Source organism: Ammoniphilus soli, from assembly GCF_040813775.1.
The window spans coordinates 1-14,481 of record NZ_JBEGDL010000066.1 but is presented as its reverse complement, the minus strand read 5'-3'; the positions used below and the strand labels follow the sequence as shown (position 1 = coordinate 14,481).

General features: G+C 37.2%; 15 protein-coding genes. 1 reads left to right on the top strand and 14 read right to left on the bottom strand.

Annotated elements, in window-relative coordinates; genetic code table 11:
* Positions 1 to 92 precede the first annotated feature (92 nt).
* The 8 genes from ABLT31_RS37145 to ABLT31_RS37110 form a co-directional block, all read right to left on the bottom strand.
* Entirely contained in the window at positions 93 to 620 is a 528-nt protein-coding gene (locus tag ABLT31_RS37145) for a hypothetical protein (RefSeq protein ID WP_367760759.1), read from the bottom strand.
* 30 nt (positions 621 to 650) lie between these two features.
* Positions 651 to 1,658: a DUF3231 family protein gene (locus ABLT31_RS37140; RefSeq protein ID WP_367760758.1), complete on the bottom strand. Its 1,008-nt coding sequence runs from the start codon at positions 1,656 to 1,658 to the stop codon at positions 651 to 653.
* 504 nt (positions 1,659 to 2,162) lie between these two features.
* Entirely contained in the window at positions 2,163 to 2,939 is a 777-nt protein-coding gene (locus ABLT31_RS37135) for an amino acid ABC transporter ATP-binding protein (RefSeq protein WP_367760757.1), read from the bottom strand.
* Positions 2,917 to 3,594, bottom strand: coding sequence for an amino acid ABC transporter permease (locus ABLT31_RS37130; protein WP_367760756.1), 678 nt, complete (start codon positions 3,592 to 3,594; stop codon positions 2,917 to 2,919). The genes ABLT31_RS37135 and ABLT31_RS37130 overlap by 23 nt, the downstream gene beginning before the upstream one ends.
* Before the next feature lie 75 nt (positions 3,595 to 3,669).
* A complete protein-coding gene (locus tag ABLT31_RS37125) occupies positions 3,670 to 4,485 on the bottom strand; it encodes a substrate-binding periplasmic protein (RefSeq protein ID WP_367760755.1) in 816 nt (271 codons plus the stop codon).
* Positions 4,486 to 4,557: 72 nt separating this feature from the next.
* Positions 4,558 to 5,694: an N-methyl-L-tryptophan oxidase gene (solA, locus tag ABLT31_RS37120; protein WP_367760754.1), complete on the bottom strand. Its 1,137-nt coding sequence runs from the start codon at positions 5,692 to 5,694 to the stop codon at positions 4,558 to 4,560.
* Between the two features lie 110 nt (positions 5,695 to 5,804).
* Positions 5,805 to 7,097 (bottom strand): NAD(P)/FAD-dependent oxidoreductase, encoded by a 1,293-nt coding sequence (locus ABLT31_RS37115; RefSeq protein ID WP_367760753.1) that lies wholly within the window; start codon positions 7,095 to 7,097, stop codon positions 5,805 to 5,807.
* Positions 7,098 to 7,132: 35 nt separating this feature from the next.
* The gene (locus ABLT31_RS37110) at positions 7,133 to 7,840 is read right to left on the bottom strand and encodes a GntR family transcriptional regulator (RefSeq protein WP_367760752.1); all 708 of its coding nucleotides are present in this window, start codon (positions 7,838 to 7,840) and stop codon (positions 7,133 to 7,135) included.
* 650 nt (positions 7,841 to 8,490) lie between these two features.
* Between ABLT31_RS37110 and ABLT31_RS37105 the strand changes: the two genes are divergently transcribed.
* Positions 8,491 to 8,655 carry a DUF3973 domain-containing protein gene (locus ABLT31_RS37105; RefSeq protein WP_367760751.1) on the top strand — a complete coding sequence of 55 codons (165 nt, stop codon included), beginning with the start codon at positions 8,491 to 8,493 and terminating at the stop codon, positions 8,653 to 8,655.
* A 295-nt stretch (positions 8,656 to 8,950) separates the two neighbouring features.
* Here ABLT31_RS37105 and ABLT31_RS37100 read toward each other — a convergent pair whose 3' ends face one another.
* The 6 genes from ABLT31_RS37100 to ABLT31_RS37075 form a co-directional block, all read right to left on the bottom strand.
* Positions 8,951 to 9,709: an amidohydrolase family protein gene (locus ABLT31_RS37100; protein ID WP_367760750.1), complete on the bottom strand. Its 759-nt coding sequence runs from the start codon at positions 9,707 to 9,709 to the stop codon at positions 8,951 to 8,953.
* A gap of 9 nt (positions 9,710 to 9,718) precedes the next feature.
* On the bottom strand, positions 9,719 to 11,020 hold the full coding sequence (locus ABLT31_RS37095; protein WP_367760749.1) for an SLC13 family permease: 1,302 nt from the start codon (positions 11,018 to 11,020) through the stop codon (positions 9,719 to 9,721).
* Positions 11,021 to 11,352: 332 nt separating this feature from the next.
* The gene (locus tag ABLT31_RS37090) at positions 11,353 to 12,078 is read right to left on the bottom strand and encodes a GntR family transcriptional regulator (RefSeq protein ID WP_367760748.1); all 726 of its coding nucleotides are present in this window, start codon (positions 12,076 to 12,078) and stop codon (positions 11,353 to 11,355) included.
* 434 nt (positions 12,079 to 12,512) lie between these two features.
* Entirely contained in the window at positions 12,513 to 12,974 is a 462-nt protein-coding gene (locus ABLT31_RS37085; RefSeq protein WP_367760747.1) for a C40 family peptidase, read from the bottom strand.
* Between the two features lie 381 nt (positions 12,975 to 13,355).
* The gene (locus ABLT31_RS37080) at positions 13,356 to 13,622 is read right to left on the bottom strand and encodes a putative periplasmic lipoprotein (RefSeq protein WP_367760746.1); all 267 of its coding nucleotides are present in this window, start codon (positions 13,620 to 13,622) and stop codon (positions 13,356 to 13,358) included.
* A gap of 200 nt (positions 13,623 to 13,822) precedes the next feature.
* Positions 13,823 to 14,056, bottom strand: a complete 234-nt coding sequence (locus tag ABLT31_RS37075) for a hypothetical protein (RefSeq protein ID WP_367760745.1) — start codon at positions 14,054 to 14,056, stop codon at positions 13,823 to 13,825.
* Positions 14,057 to 14,481 lie beyond the last annotated feature (425 nt).

The window sequence follows — 14,481 nt, the reverse complement described above, 5'->3', positions numbered from 1 at the left end:
TTTAGCAGAACAAAAACTGGACTGCCGGACGCAGCCCAACTTATCGAACAATCGAATCCCGATAGTGAAGAAAGCATAATTTCTTACGATAGTTATCTTGCTTTTTCTTTCCTATGGAGCAGTTTCTTGAAGTCAACTTCTAATTCCCTATCTTTATCGTTCGGTTTAATAAGTACACCTTCTTGCCATTTTTGATAAGCATATATGACAAAAGCGAATGGAAATATTAGCATAAATATTCCGAAATTACCTATACGATCTAATCTATACACTCCAAAGTATACTAACACATTAAGAATAGCAAACGCATATAAAGCGTCAATAACTGCATTGGTCAAAATATACACCCAAAAGGATTTATCAAAAGTAAAATGGAAAATCCATATCGTCCCCACTAAAAAAGGGCCATACGTTAATGGGTAAGTAATAAAATGTTCCCATGGTAGAATTCCTTCTAGAATGGTCCACCAATTGTATACATAGCCGATTTCTAAAATTAGAGTGATTAAAAGAGCAGCCAATATTCCAACAGGCATAAAACGTTTCAAAGAATGTTTATTGATAAAAAACAAGGATAACCATGGGATAATAAGCATAAGCCATAATATAAGTTTAGCCATTGATAACACCTCCATTGCTCGCTGAATGAATCATATTTGTTCAGCCAATACATTACGGTCCTCCGCTTGAGGAGGTTGCTCCATCCAGCCATTTTTTATCATGATATTGGCTCCATCTTCAGCAAATTGTGCAATTTCTGCTGTTAAACGAACATAATGCGCAGCCAAATCGCGCCGCATGCTTATCGCTAATGATGCCCCGTAATCAGCAATTCCTACCGCAGCAATAGCTCCTACATGAAACATCATTAATTTATCCGATAAGGGAGAAGCCGTGGAATTTGTAACTGTATCATTCCATGTGATAGGTGCTTTTAAATGGCTTCCGCTCAAAATGGAACCGAAAACCTCGATATGCTTGCTTGCGATGTCTCTGCCTCTTACCATATATTCACGTACTGTCTTTGATTGTGCCGCCTGACTAAACCCCGTGATTAAAGCACTACCTAATGCATTGGTTTGAATATTGGCGTACAAATGAGTAATTTCTAGAGCAAGTAAAGGTCTTTGCTCACCCAATAAATGACCCAAGAAATTTTGTTTCTTTACAAACTCCACTTTACTTGGAGATGAAAGAAAAGGTGGCCTTATATAAAGTCCTTTAGATTGTTCTACGTTCGTTACTTTTTCATCTAAAACAACAGCTTCTTGGAGGCAGTCCTGATAAAATTTTCTAATGTCTGAACGAGCTGCTAATGATATCGCTAAACCATGCGCTCCAATTCCAATTCGACTCATTTGCTTCATGTAATGTAAATAAAAAGTATCTAGAAATAAAGCAGGAGCATTCACATCCACATCCTCCTCGCCAAATCCTTGGGGAATGGGGTGGTTTTCCTGATGAAATAATTTAGTTAAATACTGTATATGTTTTTGGGATAACTCTAAAGCGTATTCGACAATTGGTTTGATTTCAGTATCCTGAACTTTTTCGAGAAAATATTTAAGCGTACATATTGCTGCACTATCATTCATGTAGGTATTCCAAAGATTAGACATCTCTGCCGATGTAAGTCTTATATTATGTTCTGTCTGCATTGATTTTCCTCCAAGACAGTTTTTAGTGTTATTTTTTACTAAGAGAATAAAAAAATACAGCATAGAGCAAAACACTATTTGAAAATTTATTGTGGATAACTGCCCGATAGCTGAATAAAAAAGGACTGCCAAACGCAGCCCAACTTATCGAACTATCGATCTCCGTTACTGCAATAAGAATATTATTTATCCTTTTGATGAATTGTCCTGAATGACAGTTTTTTAAGAACGTGCAAGAGAAAAGTCCCTCATTGGCTGCTTGAAGGACAAAATCCAGAAATTGAGCGTGAAACTGTCTATCATCAAGTATTTAAGAGGAGGATCTATCGAAGAACTGCAATTAACCCTAGTAGAGGCAGTTGTCGAACCCTTTCACAGTTAAAATAAAGGAACACCAGTCTTTAGGTTCCTCTATTTTCTAGATATTTAATTCATCACCCTATTTTATTTAACCTTTCATCTATCAGGGCTGTATTTACTTCACACGGATCTAAAAATTACAGCCTATATAACATTACTGTACTCCCCGCGATTTATATTAGATAGAAATTTATTCAGCCTTTCATTGTCTTTTGAATCGAAGAATTCGTTTGATGGGGAATCCTTTACAACTCTTCCACCCTCCATGAAAATAATTCGATCCCCTATTTCCCTGGCAAAATTTATTTCATGGGTTACAACTACCATCGTCATTCCTTCTCTAGCCAAAGATTTAATCACACTCAAAACTTCTCCAACTAATTCCGGATCTAGAGCAGAGGTTGGTTCATCAAATAGCATAATCTTCGGATTCATGGCTAGGGATCTGGCAATGGCTACACGTTGTTGTTGTCCCCCTGATAGCGAGGAAGGATAATGATTGATTTTGTCCAGTAGCCCGACTTTTTCCAACAATACTTTTGCATTTTCAATAGCCTGTTCTTTTGATTGCTTCCGAACATGGATCGGACCTTCAATTACATTTTGTAGTGCTGTTTTATGCGGAAACAGATGGAATCCCTGAAATACCATCCCTATCTCGGCACGTATGGAGGCTAAATCTTTTTCCTTTTTTTCTACTTTTTTGCCGTTTCTATTTTCATAGACAATGGACTGACCTTCCAACAATATGTCTCCGCTTGAAGGACGCTCCAACAAATTTAACGTTCGCAGAACGGTGCTTTTTCCACTCCCGCTTGGTCCTATTATCGCCACGACTTCCCCTTTTTTAATATGAAAATTTACGTCCTTTAATATATGCTCTTTTCCAAAGTATTTATTAATATTTTGCGTCTCTAGCAATCCTATGACCTCCTCTTTTTTCCAAAAAATCAACCAATGATTTCAAAGGATAATGTAGAACCCAGTATATTATCCCGACTAATGTGAAAACCTCTAAATACCTAAAGGTATCCGAAGCCAATACTTGTGCTTGGTACATGATTTCTCCAACAGCTATGGTTGCCGCAATAGATGAATTTTTTAAACATAAGATTGCAATGTTTCCAATGGATGGAAGCTCATTTTTTATAGCTTGCGGCAAAACAATTCGCCGCATCATCTGCATGTGTTGCATCCCTATCGATTTTGCGGCCTCAATTTGTCCTTTAGGCACGGCCTGAATTCCTGCCCTATATATTTCTGCTAAATAAGCACTGTTGTTAAGTGCCAATCCCAGTACAGACGCTTCAAATGCAGTTAATTTTAATCCAATTTCCGGTAATGCAAAATAGATAAACATAAGTTGGACATAAAAAGGTGTCCCCCGAAAAGCACTGATATAAAAAGAGAATAGATTGCTTATTATTATATTTTTGGACATTTTTCCTAGAGCTGCAACGAGCCCAATGATCAATGCAATGGCAAACGCAAGCAAAGTAATCCCTACTGTATACCCCAAACCTTTTAATAAAATAGGGATAAATTTTAGCATATAATCATTGGTTAAGTTCCCCATCGATTAACCCACCTCATTTCTATTATGAAAGTTTCTCGGCAAAGTCTACTGAATCCCTTTGCCGAGTTTGCATGGTTACTTTATAAATTCAGGCTTTTGAATACCCCACTTTTTATAAATTTGCTCAAGCGTGCCATCCTTCTTCATTTCCGATATGGCTTTGTTTAGTTTATTTCTTAGATCTTCCTGATCATGATTCGTAATGAATCCCATTTTTAAAGAAAATGCGGGTTTGTAGTCCTTCACGATCTCGACCTCATTACTTGGATTCTGCTGCATTAAATATTGCACAATAGGTGTGTCGGTAATCATAGCATCAAGTCTGCCTTGTGCGAGTTCTATTAACATTTGATTTGTTTTTTCATATACTTTTACATCCATCGGTATACCGGATTTCTCCAAAAACCCAACATAGATCGTTCCTGCAGCCACTCCAACTTTTTTGCCTTTCAGATCCTCGAGAGATTTTACTTGACTACCTTTTGGGACAACTAAAGCTTCATGAAAACCATACACATAATCTGTGAAACTTACGATCTTAGCTCTTTCCTCGTTATAGGACATGCCAGCCGAAATTAAATCAATACGGTGATTTTGTAAAGCGGAAATAAGTGAGGAAAAACTCATGGCTTCATACTTTACATCGTAACCCGCTTTTTTTCCGGCTTCCTTCATCATATCAACCATAATGCCATTCACTTGGTTATCTTCTGCCTTCACAAATGCAGTTGGTGGAGAAGCATTGGTAGTTCCTACAACCAAAGTCTTATTGGCCGAAGTATTTGCTTTTTCATTTGTGTTGGTAGTGATAGTAGTGTTCGTACTCGTTTCTTGTTTCCCGCAACCTACCAAAACCAATAATAATAGGAAAAAGAATAGTAATCTTTTCATCTTAATCACGTTCTCCTCTACGTAGAGATTTGTATTTAAAATAGGATTGGCTTTTTATTTCTACATGGTTTTTTACTGGTACTGAATAAATCTGTTTGGAGAGAGGTGATCAACCGGGAACTCAGGCTGATTATTCGATATAATATCAGCAATCAGTTTCCCAATAGCAGGCGCCATTTTAAAACCGTGTCCCGAAAAACCAGAGGCTGCTATGATTCTGTTATTTTCAGGCAATCTCCCTACTATGGCATGTTTGTCAGTTGTATAAGCCTCCATATGCGCACTGACTCGAACAGGATCAGGAAAAAGGTCAGGTAGATCCTTTTCTACTATCTGTCTAACAACTGACAAACTCTCAAGATCTACGTTTCGATCAAGTTGATTGGGACCCATTATTTTATCGATCTCTCTGCTAGAAAGTGAAATTTTGACCATGCTCTTATCCATCGACGGAGTACCGTAATAATCCACGCCATTTGTCTCCCGTTGGAAAATAGGGAATTTTTCAGGACTAAACAGATTGATATCCTTTGCAATAAACCAAGTGCTCAATAAGCGACGTACTTCAATGTCCTGTTTGTAATCGTATAGAAACTCGCCAGCCCAGGGACCAGTCGTGATGATAACTTGCTGAAATTTATAGTCTTTTCCATTTGTCCTTACTGTTACACCATCCGAATGTACCTGAATATCTTCTGCACAAGTATGCCGATACACCTTTGCTCCAAGCTCCTCAGCACGCTGAGTGGCTGTAACAATCGCATTTTCCGGACGAAGAAACCCAGCCTGCTTATCGACAATCATAATCTCATTGGGGAGTAATCGATGTTGAGGAAATCTTTCTTTAGCTTCTTTCGTTGTTAATATTTCGTGACCCAGGTCAAATTTTTCGATACAATCAATGATCCTTTTCATTTTATCTGAATCAGAATCACCGATGGCTAATCCACCATTTATGGTTAATAAGTTCTTACCTGTTTCGGATTCAAGCTCCCGCCATTGCTGATAGGCGGACTTAAGTATGGGCACGTATTCGGATCCTTCTTTATATGCTGTTCGGAAAAGGCGTGTCTCTCCGCCTGCAGCAGAACGGTCATGCCCAGTTCCAAATTGCTCAAATCCTATGACGGAAATTCCTTTTCTAGCCAATTGCCACAATGCCATGCTACCCATCGTACCAATTCCTATGATTCCCACATCCGCATTCATTGAGATACACCCCTTTGTTTCCGTTTGATATTTACCAATATTCAATTATCATGAGATTAAAAGTAGCCAACCTATTCAAGGTATTTAGAGGAATGGGTTTCAATATTTTCCTAGGACCCTATGGCATCACATAACCTGTAATACTGACCAACCAGATTAAGGATTGTCGCCCTCTGTCCATGAAGAGGAATGGTTTTTAGCGGTAACTTTTCCAGGCGTGAGATGATGCGGTCTTTTTTGGCAATATTATCGGCTAAAAACTTTGCCAAGAGTGTCGACTGGGCAACACCATGTCCACAGTACCCTAGTGCAAAATGAGTTCCATCCTCCAACTTCCCGATATGAGGAAACATATCCATTGTAAAGGCCGTTAACCCACCCCATTTATAATCAATCTTAAATTCATTCAACTCGGGAAAGACGGTTAGCAAATTCTCCCTTAAATCAGTATACAGTTTTTCTTCATCAACCCGATTGGGATTGGAATCAAAGCTTACTCTACCACCAAAAAGAATACGCTGACCGTCTGGTGTTAAGCGGAAATAATAGAGGAAATTCTTCGTATCGGTAACCATTCGCTTTTTGGGGATCAATTTCTTCGTTAGCTCTTTGGGTAGAGGTTCTGTGGTTAGAATATGGCTTCCGATTGGCATGATGGATTTCGACAGCTTTTTTGTGATTTCGCTCGTATAGGCATTGGTTGCCACCACAAGTTCATCGGCTTGTACTGCACCGTTTGGCGTTTTCAGGTCAAATTTGGTTCCTTTCTTTTGAATGGAAAGGACCGGTGTTTCTTCATAAATGGAGGCCCCGAGATCCTCCGCGATCTCCGCTAGTCCGATCGCATAATTAAGCGGATGAAAGGAATCGCTGTGTGGATCAATGAGTCCACCATAATAAAGGTTTGATCTTAACTCCTCCTGCATGCTGCTTCGTTCCACGAGAGTTGTAGGATAGTCAAAATTCTTCAACATATATTCATGCTGACGCTTTAAATGGTCGAAATGTGAGGGCTTAAAAGCCATTTTAATGCTTCCACACTGGCTATACGAGCACTGAATATTGTGCTCCTTAACAATCCGGTTTACAAGTTTAATAGCATCAACCGATAAATTCAACATTTTCTTGGCTTCTTCCAAACCCCAACGCTTGGCCATTGATGAAGCACTTTTCTTAAATCCAGTAGTAACCATTCCGCCGTTGCGGCCGCTTGCTCCCCATCCCACCCGATTTTGCTCCAAAACAATGCTTTTAATACCAAGCTTGCCCAAGAAATAGGACGTTGCCAGACCCGTAAATCCACCACCGATAATCGCAACATCCGTTTGGATTCTCCGATCCAATGCATGCCTTCGGGGACTTGGATTCGCTGTAGCGGCCCAATAAGAACCTGCATGTTCCATGCATGATCCAACCTTTCATTTAGAAATTTTATAAGTTACATGTTGATCAACTTTTGAAAGGGTTGAAAAATTTGGCCTAAATCCATATTATCTTCTCCATTTTGTCGATAGACCATATGTTCCTGTACCCTTCTGAAGTGTTCTGCAAAAAGCTTCGCTGCCCTGTCCTCATCGCGATCCCTAATGGCTTGAACAATGTCGCGGTGTTCACAGGGCGCTAAGGGGGACTCAATTCGCACATTGTCATAGAAAGCCAGATAAACATCAGTTAAGTTGTTTAATTCTTTACAATACTTGTATATTAATTGATTACCGGCAATTTTTACGATACCCAGATGAAAGCTTCCCGACTTGGACAAGGCATGGCCATATTCCCCTCTTTTATACAGCTCTTCCTCTTGATAAGTCCCGTTTTCCAACTCCTGCAATTGTTCATCCGTTGCAACACGGCAGGCAATGCGTACACACTCCATTTCAAGGATCTTCCGCATGTGAAATACTTCTTTCATCTCTTCCACTGTAGGTTCATATATAAATGCACCTTTATTAGGGAAGATCTGGACCAGCTTTTCATACTGTAGTTTTTTTAGAACATTACGGATTGGAGTCCGGCTCACCTGAAAAACTTCAGAAAGACTTTCTTCACTTAATTGTGTTTTTGGTTTTATCTTTCGGTGCAGAATGGCGTTTTTGATCTCCTGGTATACGTACTCTTCAATGGATTGCTTATCGTCCCTTTTCATCTCCAATTCCCCCTAGTGATATTTCTGGTTGCTATGTAAATGTATTTCAATCCCCCTTTCAGTGAAATACATAATTGTATTATCGGATTGTTTTTTACTATTTTAATACTATTTATATAATATTTCAAGTATTTGGATATAAATAATTTGTCAGATTACTTAACAAAAATATCTTGCCTGGACTCCTACTCCAGCACCCTTTTTTTCGTCAATATTGATATATTTCGTGTCCAAAGGGAACTATTGAAGAAATTAGGATAAACCGGACCTAGAATCATCCCCATTTTTCAGGGAGATGGGGGTCCGGCTTGTTTTTAGCATCCTGAATACCTTAAAATGCAGATTGAAATTAACACCCGAAAATCAGCGTAAAATTATTTAATAGTTATTTTTGAACAGAATTTTAAACAACTGCAATGCATATCCATGAAAATACTTGGGTTAATATACGTTGGTTACAAGGGGAGACTATTGAGGAATCCTGACCAATAGCTTAACAATGAAGAGAGGAGCCAATTCTTTGGCTCCTTTGCTATTCTTCTCTATTAGCTTAGTAAAAAACTGTTTAAAACTCAGCGATTTTGATATACATTATAAATAATTGTTAATTCTATTATAGGTAATTATTATGGGATGTGGGGGAAGTTTAAATGTACTATTGTTTGGAGTGCAAAGAATATCATCCGAAATCAACAGTACGTAAAATATTAAATACAGGATTCAGGACTGAAGACAGTAATCGAAAAAATGTGCCTCTAGGGTTCTGTGAGAAAGCACACTTTACTTCAACTCACGTAACCGAGAACCGCGTTTAGCTTTATCCAAACGCGGTTCTTTTTTATTACAAAAAGCGTTGAAGGTGCTTTGGTATCGCTTCGATGTTAAAACAATACGCTATTGATCCCCGTTAGTTCAGTTAGGTCATGTCTTTTTTTGCTGTACTACGCCGTTAGTGGATTTCCTTTGCAAATTTAATGTATCTTACTTTAAGTTTTTAGCTTTAGTTGTTTCATTAACTCATACTTAGCTTCTCGAGTTCTCGGATCGTACCAAAAACAAACCCGTAAGAAGGTCACTTTTTTAAAGTGCTCACTTACGGGTTCAAGTTCATCATTGTGTTAGTTTTTTTTCATACCACTTATTGGCATTTGAATATAGAACTTTCTTTGCACCTGTTTCTCCAAGTGTTTCAGCTATAAGATCTATGTCTTCTACTACAAATGGACGTTTTGCTCTTGTAGAAGGAAGATCAGTGCCAAACATAAGCGCTTCTGGGTTTTCGGAATAAATCCTTTGCAGGGCTTTCTTGACATCAAAATCTACCCTTCCAAATCCTGAAGCTTTGACTTTTACACCTTGACTGACAAGTCTAAGTAAACTAGGAAACCCCTCCTCTACCAAACCTAAGTGATCTATGGATACGGCAGGAAGACTTTCAATCATTGGAGTCAATTCTTCCAGGCCAGACGAGGGAATGTGTAGTTCTACATGCCATCTAGCTAATTCGTAAACCCGTTTTGCCATGGATGCCAAACGAGCAGGGGGAAGTGATAGGCCATTATAGATATTGAACCTTATCGCCCTAATTCCTACTTCTGATAACTCGATTATTTCTTCATCTGTTGTTTCGTAGGGTAGCTGCACCACCCCAACGAAACCCGGCCCAAGTCTGTTGAGAGCTTCCTTTAGATAAGATTGGTCGTATCCTTGATAAGAGGCTGAAACAACCGCTCCACCTGTAATATTAAGCTTCATTGCTCGTTTTATATATTCATCAAAAGGGAAATATTCTGGTAGAAATCCTTGATTTGCTATCAATGGAAACTTTGAATCAATAATATGAAAATGAGAGTCAAATATTTTTTGCATAACTACCTCCTAAAATATAAACATTAAAATCAAAGTTGCAACAATAGCAAACCCTAATCCTAAAGGCGTTGCTTTATAAAGTAAATCATTATAAAATTTCTTAGAATCTTCTTCGCTTAAGCCACTGTTACCAAGTATCAAACTACCACCTGTAGAGAATGGCGCTAAAGCTGTTGATTGGGCGCCGATGATAATAGCAACCGCAATTAACGAAGCACTGTAGCCTGTAGGACCTACTATACCAGCAATCATAGGGAACATAAGCGGTGCAACAACACCCAAAGTACTACTAAAGATTGACATAATACCAGCAATGATTGTCACAGCAATAGGAACAATAATGGACGGCATATTATTTATCAAAGAAGCTAATAAATCGATTGTACCCGCTTCAACGGCAACATCAATTAACATTCCTACCCCTGAGACAAGCCATAATGTATTCCAAGGTACTCTTGCCAGTACTTCTTTTGGTTTGTCCTCAGCTAATTTTAATAAGTAAGCTGCAATTGCGAATACAACTGCTAGTAAAGTAATGTCCGTACGTGAGTTAATAAACTGAATCGTTTCATTCTCTGGCATAAAATTAGCGAGCATCGGTACTCCTAGTACAATTATCATAAGAAGAATAATTAAAGAAATATTTACTTTTTGTTTTTTTGAAAAACCTTCAGGTTTCTCAATATTCAATTCAGCGATTTGACTGTTTTTTCTATCAAAAAACATCAGAATCAACATGATAAATATTGGATAGATAAATGAAACAACAAAGATATCCCTTGTCAGAACACTCGCCTGATCAGCAACAGCTGTTTTACTTAACAAAGAGTTAAAGAGTACCCCATGCGCACTATACATGAAATTTGCACCAGAAAGGGAACCAAATGAAACTGCGAATGAAGCATGCAATTTATTCATTCCTGATGATTTACATAATGCCATTGCAATCGCACCCATGACTGCCACAGAGGTAAAGAAACCGGCACCCATTCCTGAAACCAACGCTGTAATAAAATAAAAAATTAAAGGCAGCCATTTTGTGTGTTTTTGAAATCTATAAAGTAATAAATGAGCAATTTTTTCCAAAGTACCATTCACTACTGCAAAATTAAAGAAGAGCGCTAAGGTGAAAATAACTAAGAATAATTTTGTTGGGAATGTTCCCAATAAATCACTAATAGACATCCCCAAAACAAAACAACCTATTAAATAAGCGAATGCTAAAGCAACTAAACCAGTATTAATATCAAGCTTTTCACCTAGATAGATTGCAATAATAATAGCCAGTATTATTAAAATAGAATATAACATAATTCCTCCTCCATATATCTATCATTGCATTGTATATTTATAACTTTTTTTACTGAGAGTAATAGTATTTCAAGAACTCTAATCATGATATACCCGAGTCTTGTTCATAAAACACAAATGGGCGGACTAACAACTAGTCATTAATCATAAAATCCACCAATCTAGATGTCTAGATGACTTATTGCAAAAAAAAACGCTTTCATATAGTCATCTAGATGAATTTAATGTTTTTTAGAGCTTTCTTCAAAAACAAATGGGAGCATTCACAAAATAATGAAGAACCATAAATCTAGTTCAAAAATGACCACCACCTCTCATCTATTTATTTTTTCTTATTCTAAACTTAATATTGATTTGTATTTGTACATGTCTCCACGATAGGAAGAAGCACCTGTTAAAACACAACTCTTTTTTACTTTTAAGTCAACACTTCTATATAAAACTGGAGAACCTACGGAAATGTCAAGAATTTCTGAAACCTCTTGACTAGCAAGAACTGCTTCTATTTCAATTTCACCTTCGGTAAGGGACATATTAAATTTATTTAAAAATAAATGCGAGAAAGAATAATTAACATATTCTTCATCAGTAATTTGTTCACCATACTTTTTTAAAAGATAACGGTTATCGATAACAACTGGGATACCCCCTGAAAGACGTAAACGTTTTACTTGATAAACTTCTTCTCCAGGTTTTACCCCCATTTTTACATCTATTCCTTCTGGACAAGGTACGGATCCCCTATATAGCAACTTAACATTAAAGCTTTTTTCTAAGTACCACCCTTGAAAAAAAGTATCCAATTTAGCAATATCTGTTTTTAATTTATCTTTTCTAACTATAAATGTGCCTTTTCCTTGGATACGTTTTAAAAGACCTTCTTTTACAAGCAACTGAACTGCCTGACGAATAGTCATTCTAGAGACATCAAACATTTTTATTAGTTCATCATCGCTTAGGAATTTGTCTTTTCCCTCTTTGGTTAGTTCTTCTACTTTTGTCTTTAAATGTTCTGCAATCTGAGCATACTTAGGAATAGGCAACTCGTCATTAATCATAAAATTCCTCCCATCTATATGACTAGATGAACTAACTACAAAAAATAACCGCTTTCATCTAGTCATCTAGATGAATATAATGTTATCTTACAGCTTTGTTCAATTCGTGTCAATCTTCAGTTTAAATTCTTATAAACTATTCTCCCCAAGTACTTAGGGGCCAATTCACCTAATCAATTACAACCAAAGGATATATGAAAAGAACGTATTCAATGCGTAAAAATAACGACCACCCTTTTCATTCACTCAGATTTAATCATATCATTAAAAGGTCAACCTTTATCCCTTTATTGAACTATTCTGCTCCGTTAACTGAACAACCTGACCAAATCGTGCTGTACATGTATAATGCTTCTTTAATCCAACTCCTGTGTATATTTACAACCTTAATCATCCAAAAACTACAAAAAGCCCATACCGATGGATGGACTTTTTTATAACACCCGTTTAGTATAAAGGTACCGCTCATACCAGATCGTCCCTTTGTGGATTGGACTAATTGTTACCCCAATACCGGCTCGAAAAGTATGAAGGATTTTACCTTTTCCCAAATAAATCGCTACATGTCCCACTTTTTCCAGACCGGACAAATCCTTTCGGCTTGGGGTAGTAAAAAACAATAAATCGCCTTTTTGAATTTGATCAACCGGAATATACTTGCCTTTTAACGCCTGTTCTCGAGTAGTGTATCCAATTTCATACCCATGTTTCCAAAAAATGAACTGAGTAAAAGAAGAACAATCAAAATTTTGATCCTGCAATCGTGGTGCACCATAAACATAAGGCGTGTTTAAGTATTGTTTGCCGGTTTTAATAATTTGATCGGCTTGACTCATCGCAGAAGCCGAAGTCGCGGAAAATATAAATAAAAATAAAAATAAAAACAACCGATACAACTGTCTCACACCCCCTAAAATTTAAAAATCTTTGTCATTATAACAAGGTTAGAAAGGGGCACATAGCTGTAAATTCTGTGAAAGATGGCAAACTAATCTTAACTTGCATATTCATATCTTGAACGCATTTATTAATACAAATCTTTACCTCATTCCTTCACCACTCTCTCCAACTCAAGTCTCCAAAAATGAAAAAGCCCATCCATTAGATGAGCTTAATCAGACCAAACTTCTCTTTAGGAATGTTTTATTCGACTACGGATTCTCATTAGTTAAGTAAGTAACCTGTATAACACACATCTCTCATGTGTTACAAATGAGGCTATCCTAGACAAATAAAAGACCGTTCCAACATTCGAAAACGGTATTACGTCGCATATTTTATTCAATAAATATATATCTCGGTTCTTTAGATATTGGGCGAGGTGGAATAATATCTTGAAGTGATTCCGTTGCATTTGGAATGAACTGATTTCCGAATTCCGAAGGTCGTCTTGGATCGCTAGGATAGAGTCTTTTTTCTTTAATTACTGAATGATTAACCGCTACATGATTTGATTTCGATTGAACAGGTTTGTCAACGGATTCTGTTTGTGAACATCCCGCCAGCAGAAAAACAGATAATAAAGTACTATACAAGACTCTCATTTTAGCACCTCCGATTTTTAAGACGTAATTATTTAAGTGAATGTTTCGCAGGAGGAAAGGATATCAACATGCTTGTACCATTGTATTCTCAAGTGAAAAGTTTATTCCGCTATCCTACCCATTACCGCAGCAACAAAGTAAGGGACCGATTCTAATCTCGCCCATGCTATCTAATCCCGTTAGCTAAATTTAAGGATTTGTTATTCTTCTATTAGTTCACCTTTATTAGTTTTAATTAAGACAGGTTTCTGAAACGCACCTGAAAGATATTCGACTGTTCCTTTTAAGTCATCTAAACTCGTCCAAACCAAAATATTAGCCGTGTTATCATTCCATGCCTCTATTTTACCGCTATCATCATAATGAACTTCGATAATTCGAAAAGTATTTATATTATCAATGGGTTCTTTAAGAACTCTATAATTCCAAGACACTTAGACTCCCCCTTTTTCAATTCCTACTACGAAGCGAACGAATTCCGTTTAATTTATTGATTATCTGCCAATCAAAAATAGACTATCCCCTTGATACAACTGATATCGTTCAAAGATTGAAGAATCAGCAAATAAATCGAAATACACTTCTTTATTAATTTCAATTATCAGGTCTCCAGTTGGTTCGAAATGATAAATGTGAGTTATAGGTTTGTTAAGCGAATCAATTTCATAATTGAGTTGCCTGAAAAACTGTAGACTTTACTTAGTGGCTAAAACGTTAATTTTTTTAAATTAAGCAACTGCCTTTTTTGAGTTTTCCAGCTCCTTACGAATCCGGTCTACAGCTAACTTGGATGCGTTATAAACCAGAGTAACCAGATCAAAATGGACTTTGGCTCTTTTTCCAGTACGGTAGCGAACAT